This is a genomic window from Streptomyces sp. NPDC104313, from assembly GCF_055583985.1.
The window spans coordinates 595,409-618,170 of the sequence record NZ_JBVJMW010000001.1 but is presented as its reverse complement, the minus strand read 5'-3'; the positions used below and the strand labels follow the sequence as shown (position 1 = coordinate 618,170).

The following is a 22,762-nucleotide window of genomic DNA, read 5'->3' as shown; positions in this document are numbered from 1 at the left end:
GGGAGCATGCCAGTAGTAAGAAGGCGATTTGCCGCCATGTCCCTTGCCCTGGGACTGGCCTTGAGCCTGGGCGGGTGTTCCAATGTCGGCACGACGGCCGTGGACACCGCCGGGCTGCCGGGTGTCTGGACGGGAAGTGGCGGCGGCCGGGTCGAGTTCCACGCCGACGGCCGGTTCAGCATGGAAAGGATCCCCACCGAGTCCATTGGTTTCGCTTTCGGCGAGCCGCCTGCTGAGGACAGAGTCGCCGGCGCGGGAACCTGGGAGCGGGAAACGGACGAGGACCGCCTCAACCTGATGATCGACGCCGGCGGCTCGTTCGCGGACGCCGACCAGATAGCCGTTCTCATGGTCGCGGAGGACGGTCCGCCCCAGGTGCTCTTCTTCAGCACGAACGTCGACAAGCCGTACGGCTACGAGATCAAGAAGAACCCGTAGCGACTTCGGACGCCTCGACAGGTTCCCCGGGCCGCAGGCCCGGGGCCTGGCAGCCCGGGCCGGACACGATCCGGCCCGGGCCTGGCGTTTGACGACCTGATGCGTAATCGCTCGGGGACGTGGAGCTGCCGATGTTCTGGCCGGAGACGAGGCCGTCGACGGCCCAGCAGCGAGCTCGGCACCGTAAGCGGCGAGACGTCGAGAGAGGGTGCTCGGCCTCTTGTGTGCGGTCTTCGGCGCGGTCCTCCGCAGCCGACGGAGGAAATGAGGAAGCCCCCACCGCCAACGCGTGGACGCCTGAGCCCAAGAGTTCGATATTACGCAGCGTAACTGTATGCAGGGGGCGGACATGGGCCAGGGTGGGGGGAGCCCATGATGACCTACGCGGTGGTTCGGGGATGTCGGCGGGCTTTAGTCCTCCTAGGCTCCGCAGATGCGGAAGGCGTGCGGGGCGCAGGGGGGAAGCGGTGTGGCGAACGCCTAACCGATCCCCTTCCGAGCGGGATCGAGGGGGATGCAGCCGGATGGAAACGGGTGGCTATGTCCGTTTTTTGGCATCGTTGCAGGTGAGAGGCGTCACTCCTATAGGTTCGAGTCCCACCCGCCCCACCGAGCGTCCCCAGGCAGAATCGTTCTGACCTGGGGAAACGTGTTTTTCGCGGTCATATTGCGTTAGGTGTTCGCCTCACGGTGGTGTGGCGGACGAGGGTCTTCACGTGTCGGGGGTGCTTCCTGCGCGGCTGTGACCTGGGCTTTTCCGTTCTCGCGGTCGTGGGAGGGTGAAGAGCGGTCCCACGGCCTCTGGGGGCCGACCAACCCAGCCGCTTCGAGGTCGCGCCCCGTGCGTGACTTGTAGCTGCCGGCCACTTCGCCGGTTTCCTGCTCTTCGTCTCGGACCTGGACCGGCCGCGAACTCACCTTCCCGGTCCTGCAGACGATCACGGTCAAGGCTCGGCTGATCGTCGAGATCCGCCGTTTCTACTGGGTCACTTCGTATCGCGTGGCCACGGCCCGGTGGCGCTTCACGCGGCACACGTGCCGTGCGTGCGTCCGCGCCGGTCGGGGGTGGATCAATGATCCACCCCCGACCGTTCACAGGGCGCTCTCGACTACGCCTTGCCTCGGAAGACCTCGATGAGGCTGGCGTAGCTCGCGCCGGTGTGGCCCGCGTCGATGGCGCGTTCGGTCAGGGCTTGGAGGCGGGCGGGCCAGGCGGTGTCGATGCCCGCGGCCGCGCTCTCGCGTACCAGGTACTTCATCGTGGCCAGGTGGGTTTCGAGGGTGGCGTCCTCGGCCGGGTAGGCGCCGCGGTCGATCTGCTCGGCGTAGGCGCTGACGAACCCGGTCACGCTGGAGACCCACTGGTTGGCGAACGGGGCGAAGGCGGACGCGTCGACCTTGGCGGCACTCAGGAGAGCCGCGCCGTGCAGGAAGGCGTTCAGCGTGCCCCACATGACGCCGAGCAGGGCGACGTCGTAGAGGGAGGCCAAGCCCGGGTCCACGCCGAAGAAGACGGCGTCGCCGAGCTGCTTGAGGGTCTCCTCGTGCGTGTCGAACGCGCCGGGTGCTCCGCTGAACAGCAGGAACGCCTCGGGACGGCCGATCACCTCGGGGACGGCCATGATCGCGCCGTCCAGGTACGCGCTCGCCCACGTGGCGATCTCGCGGGCCTCCTCGGAGGTGCCGGAGGTCAGGTTGACCAACGTGCGGCCGGCCAGTTCGGCCCGGTGCGGGCCGACCGTGTCGCGGACGGCGGCGGAGTCGGTCAGGCAGACCACGACCAGTGGGCTTGCCCGGATGGCGTCGCCGACGGTGGGAGCGAGGACGGCTCCTTGTGCTGTCAGGTCTCGCGCCTTGGCGGGCGTGCGGTTCCAGACGGTCGTGGGGTGGCCGGCGTCGAGAAAGGCGGTGGCGAGGGCTTTGCCCATCAGCCCCAGTCCGATGACAGTGACGGGTGCGTTGTTCATGGGACGACTGTGCGCGAGGGAGGTTCCGATCGGTCTCCGGAAAGGTTGTGCCGGCGCTGCGGGTAGCGTGGCCCGTATGCGTTTCGGGGTGCTGGGTTCGCTGGAGGTGTGGACGGAGGACCGGCGGGCCGTTCGGGTGCGCGAGACCAGGATCCGTATGCTGCTCACCGCGCTGTTGGTGCGGCGAGGGCAGGTCGTTCCGGTGGACCGGCTCATGGACGATCTGTGGGGCGACACGCCTCCGGCCGGCGATGTCCGCACCCTGCGGTCCAAGGTGTCGCTGCTGCGACGGACTCTGGAGGACGCCGAGGCGGGCGGCCGTGACCTGGTGGTGTCCCAATCACCGGGGTACGTGCTGCGGGTGCACGGCGACGCGGTCGACGCAGGGCGCTTCGAGGCGCTCGTGAAGCGGGCCCGGGGGCTCACCGGCGACCCGAGTGTGACGGCCGGGCTGCTCACCGAGGCGATGGGGCTGTGGCGGGGACCGTCGGCCTTCGCCGACTTCGCGGACGAACTGTTCGTTCGGCCCGAGGCGCGACGGCTCGAAGAACAGCGGTTGGTCGCCCTCGAAGAGCTCGCCGAGGCACGGCTCGAACTGGGTGAGCACGCTCTCCTGGCAGGCGAGCTGGGGGAACTGGTCGCCGCGTATCCGCTGCACGAGGGGCTGCGGTCCGCGCAGGTCCGTGCCCTGTACCGGTCGGGCCGGCAGGGCGAGGCGCTGGCAGGCCTGGAGGAGATCCGCGACCGCCTCCGCGACGATCTCGGCCTGGACCTCGGTCGTGAACTGGCCGAGCTGCACCGGTCGATCCTGCGACAGGACAGCGCTCTGGCCCCAGCGAGGGTTCCCGTACCGCAGCCGCGGGGCAACCTGCCCGCCCCGCTCACCGATCTGATCGGCCGCACCGAGGAGGTGCGCCGAATCGGCGGACTGCTGGAATCCGAGCGGCTGGTGACACTGACCGGGGCGGGCGGGGTCGGTAAGACCCGGCTGGCACTGGAGGTGGCCGTGAGGCGGGCCGAGGAGTTCCCGGACGGAGCCTGGCTGGTGGAGCTCGCCGCGACTCGCACCGGCGCCGACGTGCGGGAGGCCGTCGCAGCGGTGCTCGAACTGCGTGACGACGGCCATGCCCCGGCCAGGTCACTGACCGATCGGCTCACCGACGCCGTCTCGGGGCGGCGCATGCTGCTCGTGCTCGACAACTGCGAGTACGTCGCAGAGCCGGTCGCCGAGCTGGCGTCGCGGCTGCTGCGCGCCGCGCCCGAACTGCGGGTTCTGGCCACGAGTCAGGAGACACTCGCGGTCGTGGGTGAGCACGCCTGGCCCGTCCTGCCACTGGACCTGCCCGAACCGGGCGCCGAGCGGCCGGGCAAGTCGAACGCGGTGCGGCTTTTCGTGGCCCGCGCGGCGGCCGCCGTCCCCGGCTTCGCCCTGGCACCTGACAACGCGGAGGCCGTGGCGGTGGTCTGCCGCCGCCTGGACGGAATCCCGCTCGCTCTGGAGATGGCCGCCGCCCGGCTGCGCGTCATGCACGTGGGAGACCTCGCCGACCGTCTGGACGACCGCTTCCGGCTGCTCGCGGTGAACCTGCGCGGCGTACCGGCACGGCAGCGCACGCTGCGCGCGACGATCGACTGGAGCTGGGGCCTGCTCCCCGAGAATGAGCAGGTGGTGCTGCGTCGCCTGGCCGTGCCCGCGGATGGCTGCACGCTGGAGGCCGCCGAGGCGGTGTGCGCGGACGAGGGCGTACGGACGCAAGACGTCCTGGATCTGCTCGGACGGCTCGTCGACCGCTCCTTGGTCGTCCACCACAACGGCAGGTACCGGCTGCTGGAGTCGGTCGCGGCCTACTGCCTTGAGCGGCTCGGCGAGTCCGGGGACGAACAGAGCGCACGCGACCGCCACCTCGCCTACTACGCAGACCTCGCCGAACACGCCGATCCCCTGCTGAGGGGCCACGGGCAGCGGCTCTGGCTGGAACGTCTGGACGCCGAGGCCGCCAACCTGCGCACCGCCCTCGCATACGCCGTGCGCCGGGACCGCGCGGACGCGGCGCTCCGGCTGGTGAACGCGACAGCCTGGTTCTGGTTCCTGCGCGGCCGGTTCGCCGAGGCCAGGCGCTCACTCGATCTCGCCCTGTCGACCGGGGGTGCTCCCGGGCCGAGGGCGTCGGCCCGGGCATGGCAGGCGGGAATGTCGCTGCTGCTTCTCGACACTCCCGACAACGAGAGCCGGACCGTTCTCAGGTCCTACGACCGGGGCGGCGATCCCGTAGGCCGAGCGCGGGCCCGGTGGTTCGTCGCGTTGGGCAAGGTTGGGTACGGCGACCCGGAGGCGACGTTCGACCTCGCCGACCAGGCCGGCGCAGCGTTCCAGGCCCTGGGGGACCGTTGGGGAACGGCGGCCGCGTTCTCCGTCCGCGCCGAGGTCGCGCTGTACCAGGGGAGGCCGGACGCCGCGCGTGCCGACGCGGAGCACGCCGCCGCTCTGTTCCAGGAGCTCGGTGACGGGTGGGGCGAGTTGCAGACGGCCTTCATCCTCGGTGACCTGGCCGAGATCACCGGCGACTACGCCGAGGCCGGACACCTGCGGCGGTCGGGACTTCGGCTCGCCGAAGAGCTCAAGCTGTGGAACGAGGTGTCCAAGATGCTGGCACGGCTCGGACGTACTGCACTGCTGACCGGCGACCTCGACCGCGCCGAGGACCTCCACAGACGCGCCCAGCACCTTGCGGCGACGCATTCCTACCAGCGCGGCGAGGCGTTCGCCGAAATCGGCCTGGCCCTGGTCGCGCGGCGCCAGGGCAGGCTGGACGACGCGGAGGCCCACCTGCGCGCGTGGCTCGACTGGTGCCGCCGATGGGAGGGCGATCCCGGAGTGGCGTTCATCCTGGCCGAACTGGGCTTCATCGCCGAACAGCGGGGCGACGCCGGCGCCGCGCTGACGTTGCACCGGGAAGGAATGGACTACGCCCGGCGCACGGGTGACCGCAGGGCGCTCGCACGCGCCTTCGAGGGCATGGCGGGCGCCCACGCCCTCGAAGGAGACCATGAGGCAGCCGCCCGGCTGCTCGGTACGGCCGCCGCGACACGCGAGGTGGTCGGCGTGCCGCTGCCCACCGCCGAACGCGGCGACGTCGATCGCATCACCACCACAGTCCGCCGGGCACTGAAGCCGTCCTCCTTCGATGACGTCTACAAGCTCCGCTCCATCTGATGGCCGAGCCCACACTACGGAACGTGACTGTGCGCAGTGGGCGAGCGTGGGCCAGGGCGTTGGGAGCACATGGCAGGCACGGCCGGGGGCTGGGCTTGCGGGCCCAGGACCCGTTCCAGGGACGCGTAATCCGCGTCAGTAGACCCCGCAGGCGTCGCAGTCGCTCTCTTGCTCCTGGATGTCACACCCGGTGCTGGTGGAGGGGGGCCCGGAAGATGATCGGCGAAGTCCTGGAGAAGACGGGCCGGGATGGTGGGCCGGTCCGGCTCAGGTGAGCGGCCCCGGGGTAGGTGACACGGTCGGTGAGCAGTCGTGCGGGGTTACCGGTTCGCCCATCGCCACGAGGATCTTGCGGCTGCCGCGGTAGGCGTCGCGCCCGTGCGCGGAGAGGATGGTGTCGACCAGCATGAGATCACCCGGCTGCCGGCTCTCCCGCCGGGTGGCGGAGTCGTAGGCCGCGTTGAGGACGTCCACGTCCTGGGCCGCCAGCGCACTGCCGTCGCCGAACGCCGTGTCGAACGGCAACCCGTCCGTGCCGAAGGTCATCTTCGCTGCCGCGCTCATGGAGGGTGAACGCCACCTCGTACAGCGGGGTGCGGGACATGTCCCGCTCCGGCTGCAACTCGTCGACCAGGAGGGCGAAGGGGACGGCCTGGTGCTCATAGGCCTGGATCAGGTTCTCGCGGGCCTGCTCGATCAGTGTGGCGAACGTAGGGTCGCCTTCCCAGCGGGCTCTCATCACCAGGTTGTTGATGCCATAGCCGATGAGACCCTGGAGTTCGGGGCGGGTGCGGCCGGAGACCACCGTGCCGACGGGGATGTCACGCCGGGCGGTATAGCGGGCGAGCAAGGCCTGGAAGGTGGGGAGCAGCACCGCGAAGGGGGTCGCGTCGTGCTTCAGCGCCAGTTCGCGGACCTTCTCGGAGAGTCCGTCGGGCAGGACGAAGGGCACGTTCGCGCCCTCATGGCGCCGGTGGGCGGGACGTGGCAGGTCGGTGGGCAGATCGAGCGGCGTGATGCCGGCGAGCTGTTCCCGCCAGTGGTCCAGGTGGTGGGCGAAGGCCGCACCGCTCTCCTCGGCGCGCTGCCATGCCGCGTAGTCGGCGTACTGCACCGGGAGGGCCGGCATGGACGGCTCCCTGCCGTTCACGAATCCCTCGTACAGGGTCACGAGTTCGGACACGAGAACGTTTGTGGACCAGGCGTCGAATGCGATGTGGTGGAGGGTGACGCTCAGGATGTGATCGTCGTCCGCGAGCCGCAGCAGACGTGCCCGGACGGGCCACTCGCGCTCCAGGTCGAAGGGGGTGACCGACATCCGCGCCACGAACTCGGTGGCGCACCGCTCCCGTTCGTCGGCGGGCCGGGCGGTCTCCTGATCCAGAGGGAGCCCGACGGCCGCGGGCGGGTCGATGATCTGGGCCGGTTCGCCGTCGAGGAGCCCGTACCGGGTGCGCAGCACTTCATGCCGCGCGATCAGTGCCGTCCACGCCCGTTCCAGAGCCGAGATGCCGAGCTTGCCCCGCACTCGGAAGGCGAGCGGCACCAGGTACTCGGCGCTGTCCGGCTCCAGCCGGTTGAGGAACCACATCTGCTGCTGTCCGAACGACAGCCGCAGGGCCCCGGACCTGTCGACGGGAGTGACGGCCGAGCGGCGGCCGCGGGGACGTCCGCTGCCGAGCCGCTGACGGAGGAGCTTCTCCTGAAGGGCGTCGATGTCTGTCCGCTTCTTCTTCCCGACGCTCATCTGTTCCAGTCCTCCCGCTGCCGCCGCTGATGAGTGACCAATCGGTGTCCGATGTTCCGTCGGACGTTTCTGAGCTGTGCCGGGCAGCGCGAATCAGCTCCCCGCTGACTGCTCCATACGGCGACGCAGGCTCGCGGGGCGCATGTCCGTCCATACCTCACCGATATGGGTGAGGCATTCAGCGCGCTTTCCCTCGATGCCCTCCGCACGCCAACCGGCAGGGAGATCTCGGTCCGCCCACCAGATGGAATACTGCTCCTCGTCGTTGACCACGACACGGTAGATCTGGCCGTCATCCTGCTCGTCAGCCATGACAAAACCCTTTCAGGAAGCCGCCGGAAAACGGCATTCGGGTATTCCATATCTGTTCGATCAGTTTTCTCGGCGACCCGATACTCCGTCTATATCGGAGCTATCCGCCGAGAAGCCCTCCGGCCCGGGACCCGATCGACGTCGGGTCCCGGGCCGGAGGGCTTCGGGTGTGTGTGCCGCGGAGCCCGGCCTAGCCGGCGGGTCCGCCGGTGGTGGCGGCGACGGGTGCCGGCTGCGGCTGGTCGCTCATGCCGGGCAGTCGCCTCAGCAGACCCGGCAGGGCCCAGGCCCGTTCGCCGAGCATGGCCACGGCGGCAGGGAGCAGCACGCCGCGCACGATGGTCGCGTCGATAAGGATGGCCACCGCCATACCCACGCCCATCATCTTGTTCTCGATGGCGGAGAGTGTGATGAAGATGGTGAACACCGCCGTCATGATGACGGCCGCGCTGGTGACGACGCCCGCACTGGAGGCGATGCCGTCGACGACGGCCTCCCGTGTGGTGGCTCCGGCCAGCCGGCGCTCCCGGATCCGGCTGAGGATGAAGATGTGGTAGTCCATGCTCAGGCCGAACAGCACGACGAACATGAACAGCGGCAGCCAGCCGGCCACGCCTCCGTACGGGGTGAAGCCGAGCAGTGAGCTGAAGGCGCCGTCCTGGAACACCCAGGTCAGCACCCCGTAGGCGGCACCGATGGACAGCAGGTTCAGTGCGATGGAAATCAGCGGAATCGCCAGCGAGCGGAACACCACCAGCAGCAGCACGAACGCCAGGACGAGGACGAACCCGACGACGAGCGCCGCCCGTGAGGTGAGCTGATCCTTGAAGTCCTCGGCGAACGCGGTCCGGCCGCCGACCGCGTAGTCGATGCCCTCGACCTTGCCGAGGGTCGCCGGGAGGGTGTCCTCGCGCAGTGTCTTCAACGCGGCGTTGGAGACCTCGTCGGTGCCGCTGCCGGCCAGCGGAACGCGCACCATGAGGACGTCGTCGATCTGCACGGTCGAGACCGGGCCCGCCAGTCTGCCCTCACTGTCCGCGATGTGCTGGTGGAGCTCGTCGACAGCCGCCTTCACCTGGGGGGTGTCCGAACTCCCGCCGTCGACGCCCCAGACCGCGATCCGCGTGGGGGTCGGGGCACCGGGGAAGGCTTCCTGCATGCGGACCGCTGCGTCCACCGTGGGCGCGCTGCGCGGAAGGCTGTTGACGACGGCGGCGTCCTGCAGGTGCATGCCGGCCGCCGGAGCCGCCATCACGAGCAGCGCGACCACTGCGGCTCCGCCCCACACCTTCGGGCGCTTGACGACGGCGCGTGCCAGCTTCTGCCAGGTGCGGGACTCGGACATGGTCGTGCGGCGCTTGCCGAGCCAGGGCACGCGGCCCTTGTCGACGCGGTGCCCGAGTGTGGCGAGCAAGGCCGGCAGCACCGTAACCGAGGCGATCATGGCCAAGCCCACCACGAGAGCGGTGCCGAGCGTGAGGCCGCGGAACACACCGAGGCCGCTGAGGAGAAGGCCGCACAGGCAGAGGATCACCGTCACGCCGGAGACGATGACGACATGGCCCGAGGTGCGGGAGGCGATACGTAGCGACTCGGACACACTGTGTCCAGCGGCCCGCTCCTCGCGCTCACGCCGCAGGTAGAAGAGCGAGTAGTCGATGCTCACCGCTATGCCGATCAGCAGAATCATCGAGGTGGCGGCGCTGTTGACGGCGACCCACCGTTCCAGGATGGCGATGAGGCTGAAGGTGCCCACGACGGTGGTCGCCGCCAGCAGTAGCGGGATCGCCGCCGCGACCAGAGCCCCGAAGACGATGAGGAGGATGACCAGGGTGATCGGCAGCGCGGTGCGCTCGGCGCTGGCGAAGTCCTTCTTGACGGCGTCGTCGACGGCGCGGGAAAGGCTCGTGTCTCCGGCCTGTACGACGCGCACGTCGCTGTTCCGGTCGGCGACCCGGTCCACCGCTTCGACCACCGAGTCGAAATGCGCGGTCATCTCCTCGTTCGGGCCGGCCACGAAGAAGGTGACCAGTCCGGAGCGGCCGTCCTTCGAGATCTGTTGCTCCGACCCCGGATTCATCGGGGTGCGCAGGCCGGTGACGGCTCCCGGGGTCTTGTCGAACTCGGCCACGAGGTCCTCGGCGGCCTTGACGAGCGCCGGGTCGTCCATGAACTTGCCGCCGCCGTCGCGCGGCTGGATGAGGACGTTCTCCAGGACCGGCTCGTAGTTCGTCTGTGAGTGGAGCACCTGCTTGACGTCGCCGGACTCACCCGGGTCCGGGGTCCTGGCGCTGGACCCGGAGAGCACGGCGCTGGCGAGCAGCGACACGACGACGAGTGCCAGCCAGCCGCCGATCGCCAGGGCACGGTGCTGTATCGACCAGCCGGCGATCCGCTCGATGAACGCACCCTGGCCTCCACCAGCGTTTAAGCCACCCCTCGCGACGTCTCCCGGTGTCTCCTGGTCCAGGGTTTCCGTGACCGCTGGGCCACCCTGCGTACTGGACTGTTTACGCTTGCGCGACATGAACTAAGGTCCTTCCCGAAAGGGGCGATGCGTTGAAGACTCGCCATCGGCGAGGTGTTGCTTCCTTCTGCCGGGCCGTCAAGTTGCCGCTTGGCGGCCCGGTTCCGCTATTTTTTTTACTCGATCTCCTTGAGGACGCGCTCGACCGAATGCATGCGGGTCCGCAGATCGGCGAGGTGCTCGTCGATAGCGGTCAGCCTCTGCTCGATGGCGCTCTCGTTCCGAACCGCTTTCTCTGCGAGTGTCCGGTATTCGTAATCACGGGCAAGAATGGCTCTGGCCCGCCAGGTCGCAGCCATGTTCCAGACGACGATCGTGACGATCACGATGATCATGCCGAAAATCCCGACTGCTCCGATGACTTCTTGCCAGCCCCGGGAGTTCATGAAGGAGGTCCTTTCTCGCCGTCCGGTTGGGCGGCATCGCCCGCGCTGAGCGTCAACACCGCGGCTGCGATGGTTTCCGGTGTGAGGTCGTGCGCGAAAGGAACAACCTCGTAGAACTTCATAGCTTTTCCGTCGCTCGATATTTCGAGGTTGGCCGAGACGAGGCCTGCGGCTTCCAGCTTCCGCAGATGGGCCTGGAGCAGGGCGCGGCTGATGCCCAGCTCGCGGGCCAGCTGGCTCACGTAGTTGCGTCGACGGGACAGGGCGGCCACCACCCGGAGCCGGTGCGGGCTGGCCAGTGTGGCCAGCACACGCACCATGTCGTCCCCGTCACGGAAGGAGGTTCTCACAGCGACACACCGGACATGCCAAGCGACGCTAGCAGGTACATGGAGGGGTTTCCAGTCATGTCGATCAAGCGCTCCCATCACCAACTCGCTCATAAAGAAGGCCTGTTGGGGCGTCGGCGTGATACCTGCTGCACCAGTACGACACCGCTCGCCACGAGCAGCGACATCGCAGGTCCGATGAGGAACGGGGGGATGTCGTCCGGGAGGGCGCGACCTCCCAGGTAGCCGAAGCCGATGGTGTACGAGAGGAACATGGCCTCGGCGGCCCCCGCGCCCGCCAGGTACTTGCGGACCGGGTATCCCGAGATTCCGGCGGCCAGCCCGCCTATGCCGCGCCCGGTGGGCACAAAGCGCATGGCGATCACCGAGGGCACTCCGTAGCGCTGGATCCGCTGTGTCGTCCACTCCAATGTCGAGCGGCGCCGCGCGTCCCGTGAGAGCCAAACCAGTGCGCGACCGCGTGACCTGCGGCCTATCCAGAAGACCCCGAGGTCTCCCAGGACGGCGCTGGTCAGCAGGATGGGCGCCAGAGCCGCAAGGTCGAGGCTGCCCGTCGCGGCGAGGGCGCCGGCGCTCGTTAACAGCGCGGAGTTCGGCACCATGGGTGGCATCGTGACGAGGATGAGGAGTACGTACATCCAGTGCATGCTGTCCACGACCACCAACTCCCCTGTCTGTCGTACACCTGTCTGCACCCGCATATAAATGTTGGCAGGTGCTAAGCCGGGTATCAACAGCAGCCGGGAGGGACCAGGGGTATCTGGGAGCCAACCCCTAGGGGTTTGACGCCGAGCGGCCCCGGAACCGCTGAGGGGATCCTCCGGGCCCCCGGTCCTGGGCGAACTAGGTTCGCTGAAAAGCAAGTTGAGCCAGTGTCGAGGCCAGGATCCCGATCACCCGAGGCAGCGACCCGTCGAAGTAGAAGTGCCCCCCGTCGACCACGTGCATCTCGGCACCGCCGATGGCGTAGTCCTTCCACAGTTCCAGGTCGGCGGGCGCGACCGAGAGGTCCCGGTCGCCGCCCAGGGCGATCAGCGGGCACGTCAGTGGAGCGCCTGCGGTGTATTCGTAAGTCTCGACCACGCGCAGGTCCCCGGAGAGCACGGGAAAGGCGAGCTGCCACAGCTCCTCGCTCTCCTCCATCCTGCGCGCGCCCTCTCCACCCAGCTCGCGGAGGTAGACCCGCAGTTCGGCCTCGTCGAACGACAGGCCGCGCGGGGTGCGCTCGGCGGGTGCCTTGCACGCGGATACGAACAGACCGGTCAGCGGCGAGGGGAAACGCGGATGGAGCCGACGGGCGGCCTCGAAGGCCACCAAGGCCCCCATGCTGTGCCCGAAGAACGCGGTGGGACGGTCGAAGGGCATCTCGATGCCCCGCACGATCTCCTCCGCCAACTCGGGCACCGAATGTGGCATGGGGTCGCGGTCGCGGTCCTGCCGCCCGGGGTACTGGACGGCGATCAGCTCGACCGTCTCCGGGAGCAGGTGCGCCCAGCTGTGAAATGTGCTCGCGGCGCCCCCCGCGTGCGGGAAGCAGTACAGCCGCATCCGCGCACGGGGGCGCGGCAGGAATCGTCGGAACGGGCTGTGCGTCGACATGGTGTGCTCCTGCGCCTCGAGTGCGGTCATCATGCCGCCCATCTTGTTCTCCGCCCGCGCTCACGGGACCGTCGAGCATCGGTGGAGGCCTGTCACCGGGGCTGGTCCGCCCGGCGGGCCGACCGGTCCTCCTCGTCCACCCGGTCGAGCCGCACCGGACCGTGCGCCTCTCCCGGGACCCCGCCGCGCGTCGCCGCAGTGCGCTGCGGCTCATGCGATGACCGTCCCCTTCCGCACGTCGCCCCAAGCGCGCAGTACGACGGGTGCGGTGCCGCGGGTCGCCTCCCTGGCCAGCGCGGCGACCAGGCCCGTGCCCAGGTTCACCTCCTCGACCAGCCATCTGCGGCGGGGGCCGGGCCCGGTGTGCTCGACGACCACCGGACCCGCTTCGGCGGGCAGTACTTCCAGAGCGCGCATATCCGCGACGATGCCGATCCCGACGGCCTTCAACAGGGCTTCCTTCCGCGTCCAGGAGCGGAGGAAGAACTCCCGCCGGTCCTCCTCGTCCTCCATCGCCCGCATCCGGGCGAGTTCGAGGTCGGACAGGACCAGTTCCGACACGCCTCCCGGAGCGAAGTCGTGCGTGCTCTCGATGTCGACGCCGATGTTCCCGCCGGCGGTGACGGCCAGCGCCCAGTGCGGACCCGACCGGGAAAGGCCGAACTCCAGACGGGTGGCGGGCCGGACGATCCGGGGCCGGCCGTGGGACGTGTCCTCACAGGCCGGGCAGCTGTGCCGACCGAAGCGGATCGAGCCGGGTGAAACGCCGAGGTACTGCTCGGCGAGCAGACGACGCAGCGCGGAGTGCGCACCGGCGTAGTGGGCGTCGAACGGAGGACGTCTACTGCGCACGACGCGGAGTTCGTCGTCATCGAGGAGGGCGAGGCCGTCCGGGGCGAGCTCGTCCGAGGCGCGGCCGTACCAGACGTGGACCGCGCCTGTCGCGGCGAGAGGGCCGCCGCTGTCGTTCATCGTCCGGTCGCTCGGCTCGACGGGGAGTGCACGCTCGACTCCAAACGTAGAGAGGGGAAGCGGAAGCCGTGGCCCGCGGTGGCCTTCCCTCTGTGCCGCGACGGCCACGACGGCGTTCTCACGCTGGGCCCTGCGGCTATACCCGCGCTATACGCCGCCCGGCACGGCGGAAGCCGCGCGTATAGAGGGGCTATAGCGGGTGGACGAAGCGTTGCGCGCAGCAGCGTCGAGCGCGGAGAGGGCGGCTCATGGCAGAGGTCGATGTCCGAGTCCTTGCGAAGTCAGAACATCGAGCCGCACATGACCTGGCGAGAGGGGCGCACCACTCCTCCCCGGTCTCCGACGGGGAGTGGGCCTACGCACAGGATCTTCATGAGCCCGGGCTGGCTTTGGGGGCGTATCTGAGTGGGGAACTGGTCGGTACGGCCCATCTCCTGCGCTCACGCCTCGCGTTGCCCGGCGGCGGGACCGTGCCCATGGCGGCGGCGACCGGGAAGGGCGTACGCGCCGACCGCACGCGGCGTGGAATCTTCACACGGCTGGAGCGTGAATGCCTGGACCTGGCCGTTGAACAGGGGTTCCCCGTGGTGGGCAGCCGGGTGAGCGAGGCGACCATCTACCGCCGCTTCGGGCACGCGGTCGGCAATCGGTCCCGCGCGGTGCGGCTGTACCCGCGGGAAGCCCGGTTGCGGCCCGAGGTGCCCTGCGGTGGCGACGTGCGGCTGGTCGACGGTGCGTCGTCGGTCAGCCTGCTGCCCCGGCTGTACGAACGGCTCGGCCCCTACCGGCCCGGTGTGATCGGACGTTCCGCGGGCTGGTGGAAGGCCACATGGGAGCCATTGGCGCAGTCGGGCAGGAGCCCCGTGGTCGCGGTGCACTCCGGACCGGACGGCGACGACGGCTTCGTCGCGTACCGGACCATGCAGAGCGGGGAATCCGGTGCCCGTGTCACGCTGATGGTCACGGACTTCCACGCGGCGAATCCGCAGGCCGTCGCGGGCCTGTGGCGCTTCCTGCTCGGCGTGGACCTGGTCGAAGAGGTGTGTGTACGCCGTCGGCCCACCGACGAGCTCGTCGAGGGAATGCTGGACGACTGGCGAGCCTGCCGCACCCACTCCCTGGACGACGACCTGTGGCTGCGGCTCGTCGACCTGCCGAAGGCGCTCGACGCGCGCTCCTACGGTGACGGTGACCCGTTGGTGCTGAAGGTCACCGACGAGCTTCTGCCCGCCAACTCCGGAAGCTTTCGTATCTCGCCCGACGGCGTGGAACCGACGTCGGAACAGGCACAACTGTCGTTGGGCGTGGATGCGTTGACCATGGCATACCTCGGCACCACGAGCTTCACGGTTCTGGCCGGAATCGGTGGTCTGCGGGTGATCGACGGCAAGGCGCTGCCGAACGCGGACCGGCTGTTCGGCGCCTCCCCGGCAGCCTTCTGCGGAACCACTTTCTGACGGGGTCTCGTCGAAGTCGTCGCGGATCTCCCAGCGGATCTCCCAGCGGATCTCGGTCAGTGTCATCACGCGTCACATCACGGTGTCCAAAGGAGAAACGGTGACGAGCCCGACGGCCGAGGCCCGGACCGGTGCACCCTGCCGACTCGGCCCCGACGCTTCCGCCGTACAGTCGTCCGCTACGTAACGCAGCCGCGCGCGGTGAGTAGTGATGAGGCCGGCGGCTCATGAAATACGTCGCAGCCCAGGGGTGATCCGTCGGCCCTGGAAACCGAGCCTCCCGTACTCCTCGGGCGCATTGGTTGTGTCGGGCGGAGGGAAGATGGGTGTGGCGAACGCCTAACCGATCTCCGTCCGAGCGGGATCGAGGAGGATGCAGCCGGATGGAAACGGGTGGCTGGGTCCGTTGTCTCGACATCGTCGATGCGCCGGTGAGTACCGGCCTCAGGTGGGGCGAGGCGACAACGACAACGCGATGGACTCGTGGTCCAACGAGTCGGGCACCCACACCGGTTGTATGTATGGCAGGAGGAATGGCACCGGTGACAGGCAGGCGATGGGCCGGGAAGACCAGGACCGCGACGTCTCGCCGCTGAACAGCGACGAGGTCACCTCCTGGCGTACCACGTACGGCTGCTGAACCGATCAGAGAGCAGAAGGGGTGACGCTATGACCGGAGCGCCGCTGATCCGAACGCGCGACCTGTGCAAAGCCTACCGATCGGCAGTGGAAACGGTCTGGGCCGCACGGGAGGTGAACTTCTCGGCCGGGGCCGGCGAGTTCATCTGCGTATACGGAGCCAGCGGCTCCGGGAAGTCGACTCTGCTCAACCTGCTGGCCGGTCTGGATGTCGCCGATTCCGGTGACATCCAGGTCGCCGGAATCGACGTCGGTGCGGCGGATGAGACGCGGCGCGCGCGCCTGCGGTTGGACGCCGTCGGCGTGGTCTTCCAGCACCACCGGCTGGTGGAGGAGTTCACGGCCGCTGAGAACGTCGCGTTGCCGCTGGAGGCACGCGGGGACGCACCGGCTGCCGCCCGCGCGAAGGCCCTCGTACAACTTGGTCGGGTGGGCTTGGTCGGGCTGGAGAACCGACTTCCGGGTCAACTGTCCGGAGGCCAGCGGCAGCGAGTGGGCATCGCCCGCGCACTGGCCGGTGACCGCGCCGTGTTGCTGGCTGACGAGCCGACCGGGGCACTGGACTCGGCCGCCACGCGAGAGATATTCACCCTGCTGCGGAAGTTGTGCGATGAGGGGGTGCTTGTGGTGGTCTGCTCACATGATCCCCGCTGCAGGGAGTTCGCCGACTCGGTCTACGAGGTCGTCGACGGCCGTCTGGAACAGCGCTGATGGCGCGGCAGCCGAAGCAGAGGGACAAGGGGGCATCAACCCTGACGCAGGTACGACTCGCAGGGCGGCTGGCATGGCGGCTGGGCCGGCGCCCCGGCCAGTGGGTCGGCGCCACTTCGACGGTGTTCGTGGCGGGCCTGTTCGCGATGGCCATGTTCATCGTGTTGTCGACGCTGTCACTCTCAGGTGCGCAGGAGGCCGACCGCGATCTGGGCCGCTTCGACGCCCTCGCGAGCGCCCACCTCACGATCCCTCCCGGCAGCGAGACTCCCGTACCGGCGATGACCGGGGCGGCGCGGCAGGCCGATGCGGAAGATGCCGCCGCCTTCCTCGTCTCTCTCGACGCGCAACTCGCCGTCACTCCAGCGCGGAACGTGACGCTGCTGGAAGGGGACTGGAAGCTCGATCCGTACCCGGACGTCTACGAGTTGACCGCTGGGCGCTGGCCTCAGCGGCCTGGCGAGATCGTGGTGAGTGACCCCGAGGACGTCAAAACCGCGCCAGGTCAGAGGCTCACGCTGCTCGGCGACGTTCGGCTGCGCGTGGTGGGCGTCGCAGAGAACCACTACGCGAGCACCTCGTACCTTCTCGCCGCTCCGGGCACCTGGCAGAGTCTGGACCCGAAGCTTGTTGAGGGTTACCCCGCCCTGGTCGCGCAGCCCTACCTGCTGTGGACCGGAGGTCCCGAACAAGCGGTCATGGACGCTGTGACGAAGTCGCTCACGCCGTACAGCCAAGGCTCCGGCTCGGCAGCCGCCGGTGACGGGGGATCTCTTCTCCCCGGCCCGCCGACCCTGCGGGCACAGCTGGAGACGAAGGCGGCCGACTACTGGATCGAGAAGGCCCCGGCCGGATACGCCATCCCTGCCGTTCTGGTCCCCATCGGTGCTGTGCTGCTGGTCTTCGGGTTGATCAACCGGCGTTTGCGGCGCACGGCGGAGGCCATGGTGGCCTCGGGGCTGCGACCTGCCACCACCATGGCGGCCGTGAGCTCCGCCGGTGTCGCTTGGTGCCTGGCTGCCGCCGCCGCCGGTGTTGCTGCCGGAATCGCCTCCGGCTGGTCCCTGCGGCCCCTCCTGGTGTACTTGCAGGACCGGCCGGGGGGAGACATCGACGGGGTGGCAGACGCGGCAGCGCGGCTTCTGGCTCTGGTCGCGGTGACCGGAGCACTGGCCGGTGCGGGGCTGTTCCTGACCCGCCGGACCCGTATGGCGCAGCCTCTACACGCCAACCCGTCACCGCCGCACCAGCCGACGGCGAAGAGAACGGGTGGTGCCTGGAGAGACACGACCATGGTCCGCGATGTCCGCCGGCCGGCCGCACTGGGCGCCTGGTGCACCTGTGTGGTCTTCACGGCGACGCGCCTGGACTCCCCGTCCGAGGGCATGTACCTGACCGCCCTGATGACCGCCGCCGTAGTGCTGACGTTGCCGGAGTTCTTCGGACTCGCGACCCGTCTCCTTCCGGAGCGCGACGCCCGCCGAAGACTGGCCCGACGCCAGTTGCAGGCCGACCGGCGACGGGCACAGGCCGCCCTCGCCGTCCTTACCGTGATCATCGGGGCCGGCTTGGGCATGCTCGCCCTTCTCGACACCTTGATCCGCAGCAGCGAGAACACCGTGCAGCCGGACGTCCTGCCCGGCCAGGTCCTGTTGGCGCACCGGGCCGGCGGAGCCTTCCCGCCACCCGAGCGGATGCTTTCCGTGATGGAGGAAAGCAAGATCCTCGACGGGCTTCCGCGGGTTGAGTTCCACCGCCTCTCGAAAGAGTCCGTGAACCAGAGCGGCCCCGCCCCCAGCACGACTCGGGACGGCAGCGACGGCGGCATCGTAGCTGTCGACTCCCCCGACGATGTCCCCGTCCTGACCGGCCGCTCCCTCACCTCCGACCAGCGTGCTCTGCTCAACGGTGGCGGACTTCTGGTCTGGTCCGACCGCGACAACCCTCCGCCCCCCGAAGGCCGGCCGACCCGACTTGTCGTGGCCGAGAACGACAACGTCCTCAGCAGAACCCCTCCCTTGCCGTCCAAGCCGCTGGAGCCGCCGAGGGCGGGCTGGCGCGCCGGCACGGACGGGATCCTCCTCACCGACACCGCCCGCCGCCTCGACCTCCCCATCGCCGCGCGGGGCCCCATCATGGTTTCCGGCGTCGACGAGGGCCAGGGCACGCGCGTGCAACAGATCCTTCAGGATCACGCGCTCGACGCGCGCGCGGCCCACATCTACGTCGAGCCGGAACCGCCGGTTCCTGACACCGCGCTCTACGTCTCCGCCGCGGCTCTTGCCCTGCTCGCGCTCACTGTCGTCCTCACCGCTCTCCGCAGCCAGACCCAAGCGCTGAGGAACTACGTCGACAGCCTTGTCGCGCTTGGTATCCCTCCCTCTTGGGGGCGCCACATCATCCTCTGGCAGTTCGCCCTGCTCCTGGGAACCGCCACCCTCCTGGGCCTCTTCATCGCCATCGTCCCGACCATGGCTCTGGCCACCCGGATCTCCGGCTTCCAGCTCGGCATTCCCTGGGAACAGATGACCCTGCTCCTCGCCGCCCTCGTCCTGGCCTCCTCGCTCGCCGCGACCCGATCGGTTCTCGCGCTACGTCGGTAGGGCGGTGGCCTTCGTTCCCTGGACATCGCGATGCCTTATGAGGCACGAGTACTACGGAAGGGAACACGAGTACTAGTGAAGGGAATCAGCGCGCGGCGGGCTCCTTCCGACCCGGCACCGCGTTCCGGAACGGGGGGTTTGTGCCTCCGGCGGATCCTCCTTGGAGGGGGTGGGGGCTGGTCGGTCGGGTGTTGTCGCGCCCCGCGAACAACGAGAGGCGGCCCACCGGTTCTCCGGTGGACCGCCTCCGTGAAGCGATGAAGCGATGAGGCGATAGAGCGGGTTCGGGGTGTCAGCAGGGTGCGGGCGTCCTCACGGCCGGGCCGCTCGGCCCCCGCGGGGACGCCCGCGTCACTGTGTCACTTGCCGTGGTAGGCGTTGAACAGGGTGACCGTTCCCTTGTTGCCCTTCTTGTCGGCGACGTCCGCCTTGAAGGAGACCGCCTTGCCCTTGGCGGGGTTCTTGACGCTGACCTTGCCCTTGCTGACGGTCAGCTTCCTCCAGGTCTTGCCGCCGTCGTAGGAGACCTTGACGGCCAGCGACTTGAGGTTCTTCCCGGCCGCCGGGCCCTGCACGGTGACGGGCACCGTCTGGGTGGCGCCGGCCTTGACGGTCCCGTCCAGGGCGACCTTCGCACCGAAGCGGGCCGTGGAGACGGCGAGCTGCGTCACCTTGTCACCGGACGGCTTCTTGGACCGGAAGGTCCAGGAGGCGTCGATGCGGCTGCCGGCCTTGGCGACTTCGGCGCTGCGCGAGACCGAGGTCTTCAGGGTGTATTCGGCGTCGGCGGCGCCGACCGTGAACGGCGCTTTGCCGGAGAGCGGGTCCTTGTTCTCGCCGACCTTCGTCTTGCCCTTGTGGAGCGTGGTCTTCACCGAGGAGAAGTCCGACGAGCCCGCGTTCCCGCTGCCGTCGGCGAACACCGGCAGGGAGCCGGTGATCTTGTTGCCCTCGCGGAAGACGCCGTGGTCCTTGCCGACCGCCGGGCTGAAGACGGCGGTGTTGAAGTTCTCCGTGTACGACTTGCCGGCCTTGTAGGACTTGTTCGCGACGAATTTGTAGAAGGCGTCCTTGACCGGCCAGCCGCCCGAGTTCACTCCGGAGGTCTGCTGGTAGGTCATGTCCCACTCGGACTGTTCGGCCGACAGGTGCAGCGTGCGGGTGCCGGGCGCCTTGCGCGGGACGGTCTCTATGAGGCCCACGTGGCTGTTGGGCGCGTAGCCGAAGACCGTGAGACCGCCCTTCTTGGCGGTGCTGCCGGAGGCGCCGAGTCCGACCTTCACGGTGGCCAGTTCGCTCGCCTTGTAGTTCTTGGTGAAGCCGGTGTAGAACTTCTTGGCCTTGCCGCCGGTGACCACGTGGTAGTCGGACGCCTTGGTCTCCCAGCGGGCGTTCAGGGAATGGCTGAACGAACCGTCGGTGACCTCGGGGCCGACGTGCGTGGTCCGGACGTTCTGGAGCGACGACAGGACCCAGCCGCCGTTCAGATAGCTGTCCTTCTTCTGCACCGCGAAGCCGACCACGGCGGAGGTCTCCTTGGCCGTGGCGTCCGGGACGCCGAGGGAGACGGGCTTGGTCGTGCGGGCGTCGACGGTGAGCGTGGTGTTCTTGTCGATGCTCAGAGTCGGCTGGACCAGCGCGTCAAAGCCCTTGGACCAGTCGTCCGGGTCGGTCGCGCCGCTGGAGCTGAGGGTGTAGTCGCCCTTCGGCAGCCGGGCCTTGGAGGTGCCGGACGGGTCGCTCAGATAGTGCCAGCCGCCGGCGTGGCCGACCAGCCACGAGCTGAGGTTCCCGTCGGCCGCGCCGTCCCTGCCCAGGTGCTTGACGGTGACCTCGTACGACTCCACCTCGCGGTCCACGGCGGCGGCGGTGCGGACGGTCTGGCCGTCGGCGGTGGTGGCGATGACGGTGGCGGAGTAGTGGCCGTCGTCGTCGCCGCCGATGCGGGTGTCGGCGGTGACGTCGACGGTGGCGGTCCCGTTCCCGGGGATGGTGATCTTGTTCTGTCCGAGGGTGAAGAAGCCGGCCGGGGTGGGCTTGCCCTTGGGGCCGAAGGTGGTGGCGGTCAGGTCGAGGGTGACGGGCTTGTCGCCGAGGTTGCGGTAGGTGATCTGTTCGGTGACGGGCTTGTCGTCGGTGTGCGGCCACAGCTGGGTGCCGAAGCTGACCGGGCCGGACTCGGCGATGACGGTCTGCTCGATCGCCTTGTCGACGGCGATGCGGCCGGAGCCCTGCTGGAAGGCGCTGTAGTCGCCGCCCTTGGTGGAGGAGGTCAGGACGGCCTTGAGTCGGTCGGCCTTCCAGTCCTTGTGCTGCTGCTTGAGGAGGGCGGCTGCGCCGGCGACGTGCGGTGCGGCCATGGAGGTGCCGGAGATGGTGAGGTAGCCGGCGGGTTTCTCGCCGCGTTCCTCGGCGAATTGGCTGCCGGAGGCGGAGGCGGCGGTGGTGTCGACGCCGGGGGCGGTGACGTCGGGCTTGATCGCGCCGCCGCCGGTGCGGGGGCCGACGCTGGAGAGGTCGGCGACCTTGTCCTTGTCGTCGACCGCGCCGACGGTCAGCGCGGCGTCCGCACTGCCGGGCGAGCCGATCGTCCCCGCGGTCGGGCCGCTGTTGCCCGCCGACACGGCGAACAGCACGCCCTTCTCGGCCGTCAGCTTGTTGACGTGGATCTCCAGCGGGTCCAGCCCGGGGGAGTCGTATCCGCCGAGGCTGAGGTTGATGATGTCGGCGCCCTGGGCGACGGCCCAGTCCATGCCGGCGATGATGTCGGAGTCCTCGCCGCCACCATGGTCGTCCAGGACCTTGCCGTTGAGAACGTCCGCCTCGTACGCGACGCCCTTGTACTTGCCGCCGGACTTGGCCCCCGTGCCGGCCGCGATGGACGCGACGTGCGTGCCGTGGCCGACCCGGTCCTTGGTGTCGGGCGACGAGGAGAAGTTCCGGGCCCCGGTCACCTGGCCCTTGAGGTCCGGGTGGGTCGCGTCGACGCCGGTGTCCAGGACCGCGATCTTCACGCCCTTGCCGGTCAGCTTCGACGACCAGGCCTTCGGGGCGCCGATCTGGCCGACGCTGGTGTCGAGGTTCGCCCGGCGGATCCCGTCCAGCCAGACATGGCTGATCCCGGACGCGGTGGAGCGCGCGGCGGAGCCGGTGGAGCGGGTCAGTGCCTCCCACAGCTCGGTCGTGTCGGAGACGGGCGTGGTCACGGCGTCCGCGTTCAGGGACGCCAGAGTCCTGCGGACCTCGGTGTCGCCCGCGGAGCGGACCTCCGTCTTCGCCGTCTTCGCCGCGCCGCGGTAGCCGACGATGACCTTCAGGCCGTCGCGGTACGCCCTGCGGCTCTCGGCGCGGCTCAGCTCCGTCACATCGAAGAGCCGCCGGTCGAGCTTCCCCTCGGCGATCAGCCGCTGGGCGTCGTGCGGGACGACATGGGTGCGCCCGTCGGTGCTCAGGGTCTGAACCGGAATCCCCTCACGGCCCTTGGCGGGCTGGAACTGGACGACGCGGCCCTTCGCGTCGACCAGCACCCGGTCACCCGTGATCAGGGTGATCCGGTGCTCCGCCTTGCCCGCGCCGCGGAACGAAGCCGCCCCGTCGGCGGCCGGACCGGTCCGGCGCTCTGCCGCTGCCGGGCCGGTCATGCCCGCGGTCAGTGCCACGGCCGCCGCAGCGGCGATCGTGGATATGCAGGCCATTTTCACTTGTGTGCGCAAGTCTCCTCCTGGAGTTGAGTGAGGGACGAACGAAGTTCGTTCATCCGTAGGGAGGGTTGGTCGTAGAACCGTTCGACTCCGCCCCCGGCATACTTGGTATGCAGGGAGAGTGCGGAAGGACTCAGGG

Annotated in this window: 17 protein-coding genes; 6 read left to right on the top strand and 11 right to left on the bottom strand. The window is 69.2% G+C overall.

The window, feature by feature from the left end; translation table 11 throughout:
• Positions 1–36 precede the first annotated feature (36 nt).
• Positions 37–438 (top strand): hypothetical protein, encoded by a 402-nt coding sequence (locus ACZ60Q_RS02775; protein WP_469627343.1) that lies wholly within the window; start codon positions 37–39, stop codon positions 436–438.
• 1,109 nt (positions 439–1,547) lie between these two features.
• On the opposite strand, the gene ACZ60Q_RS02770 is transcribed toward ACZ60Q_RS02775, so the two are convergent.
• A complete protein-coding gene (locus tag ACZ60Q_RS02770; protein WP_469627340.1) occupies positions 1,548–2,405 on the bottom strand; it encodes an NAD(P)-dependent oxidoreductase in 858 nt (285 codons plus the stop codon).
• 76 nt (positions 2,406–2,481) lie between these two features.
• Here ACZ60Q_RS02770 and ACZ60Q_RS02765 point away from each other — a divergent pair, with 76 nt between their 5' ends.
• Positions 2,482–5,619: an AfsR/SARP family transcriptional regulator gene (locus ACZ60Q_RS02765; RefSeq protein WP_469627337.1), complete on the top strand. Its 3,138-nt coding sequence runs from the start codon at positions 2,482–2,484 to the stop codon at positions 5,617–5,619.
• A 267-nt stretch (positions 5,620–5,886) separates the two neighbouring features.
• Here ACZ60Q_RS02765 and ACZ60Q_RS02760 read toward each other — a convergent pair whose 3' ends face one another.
• The 9 genes from ACZ60Q_RS02760 to ACZ60Q_RS02720 all read right to left on the bottom strand — a co-directional run bounded on the left by ACZ60Q_RS02760 (position 5,887) and on the right by ACZ60Q_RS02720 (position 13,512).
• Positions 5,887–6,093, bottom strand: a complete 207-nt coding sequence (locus tag ACZ60Q_RS02760) for a hypothetical protein (RefSeq protein WP_469627334.1) — start codon at positions 6,091–6,093, stop codon at positions 5,887–5,889.
• On the bottom strand, positions 6,032–7,366 hold the full coding sequence (locus ACZ60Q_RS02755; protein ID WP_469627331.1) for a condensation domain-containing protein: 1,335 nt from the start codon (positions 7,364–7,366) through the stop codon (positions 6,032–6,034). The genes ACZ60Q_RS02760 and ACZ60Q_RS02755 overlap by 62 nt, the downstream gene beginning before the upstream one ends.
• A gap of 93 nt (positions 7,367–7,459) precedes the next feature.
• Entirely contained in the window at positions 7,460–7,678 is a 219-nt protein-coding gene (locus ACZ60Q_RS02750) for an MbtH family protein (protein ID WP_469627328.1), read from the bottom strand.
• Between the two features lie 190 nt (positions 7,679–7,868).
• Complete coding sequence (locus ACZ60Q_RS02745) at positions 7,869–10,205, bottom strand: MMPL family transporter (RefSeq protein WP_469627326.1); 2,337 nt, start codon at positions 10,203–10,205, stop codon at positions 7,869–7,871.
• A 116-nt stretch (positions 10,206–10,321) separates the two neighbouring features.
• The gene (locus ACZ60Q_RS02740) at positions 10,322–10,591 is read right to left on the bottom strand and encodes a hypothetical protein (protein ID WP_469627323.1); all 270 of its coding nucleotides are present in this window, start codon (positions 10,589–10,591) and stop codon (positions 10,322–10,324) included.
• Positions 10,588–10,941 carry an ArsR/SmtB family transcription factor gene (locus ACZ60Q_RS02735; RefSeq protein ID WP_469627320.1) on the bottom strand — a complete coding sequence of 118 codons (354 nt, stop codon included), beginning with the start codon at positions 10,939–10,941 and terminating at the stop codon, positions 10,588–10,590. Before ACZ60Q_RS02735 ends, ACZ60Q_RS02740 begins: the two co-directional genes overlap by 4 nt.
• A gap of 89 nt (positions 10,942–11,030) precedes the next feature.
• On the bottom strand, positions 11,031–11,588 hold the full coding sequence (locus tag ACZ60Q_RS02730; RefSeq protein ID WP_469627992.1) for a DedA family protein: 558 nt from the start codon (positions 11,586–11,588) through the stop codon (positions 11,031–11,033).
• Between the two features lie 196 nt (positions 11,589–11,784).
• On the bottom strand, positions 11,785–12,573 hold the full coding sequence (locus ACZ60Q_RS02725) for a thioesterase II family protein (RefSeq protein ID WP_469627318.1): 789 nt from the start codon (positions 12,571–12,573) through the stop codon (positions 11,785–11,787).
• 177 nt (positions 12,574–12,750) lie between these two features.
• The gene (locus ACZ60Q_RS02720; protein ID WP_469627316.1) at positions 12,751–13,512 is read right to left on the bottom strand and encodes a 4'-phosphopantetheinyl transferase family protein; all 762 of its coding nucleotides are present in this window, start codon (positions 13,510–13,512) and stop codon (positions 12,751–12,753) included.
• A 248-nt stretch (positions 13,513–13,760) separates the two neighbouring features.
• Here ACZ60Q_RS02720 and ACZ60Q_RS02715 point away from each other — a divergent pair, with 248 nt between their 5' ends.
• The 4 genes from ACZ60Q_RS02715 (at position 13,761) to ACZ60Q_RS02700 (ending at position 18,922) form a co-directional block, all read left to right on the top strand.
• Positions 13,761–14,969 (top strand): GNAT family N-acetyltransferase, encoded by a 1,209-nt coding sequence (locus ACZ60Q_RS02715; protein WP_469627313.1) that lies wholly within the window; start codon positions 13,761–13,763, stop codon positions 14,967–14,969.
• 448 nt (positions 14,970–15,417) lie between these two features.
• Positions 15,418–15,609 (top strand): hypothetical protein, encoded by a 192-nt coding sequence (locus tag ACZ60Q_RS02710; protein WP_469627311.1) that lies wholly within the window; start codon positions 15,418–15,420, stop codon positions 15,607–15,609.
• Between the two features lie 29 nt (positions 15,610–15,638).
• Complete coding sequence (locus ACZ60Q_RS02705; protein ID WP_469627309.1) at positions 15,639–16,319, top strand: ABC transporter ATP-binding protein; 681 nt, start codon at positions 15,639–15,641, stop codon at positions 16,317–16,319.
• The gene (locus ACZ60Q_RS02700; protein WP_469627306.1) at positions 16,319–18,922 is read left to right on the top strand and encodes a hypothetical protein; all 2,604 of its coding nucleotides are present in this window, start codon (positions 16,319–16,321) and stop codon (positions 18,920–18,922) included. Before ACZ60Q_RS02705 ends, ACZ60Q_RS02700 begins: the two co-directional genes overlap by 1 nt.
• A gap of 359 nt (positions 18,923–19,281) precedes the next feature.
• Here ACZ60Q_RS02700 and ACZ60Q_RS02695 read toward each other — a convergent pair whose 3' ends face one another.
• Positions 19,282–22,617 (bottom strand): S8 family peptidase, encoded by a 3,336-nt coding sequence (locus tag ACZ60Q_RS02695; RefSeq protein WP_469627304.1) that lies wholly within the window; start codon positions 22,615–22,617, stop codon positions 19,282–19,284.
• Positions 22,618–22,762: the final 145 nt, after the last annotated feature.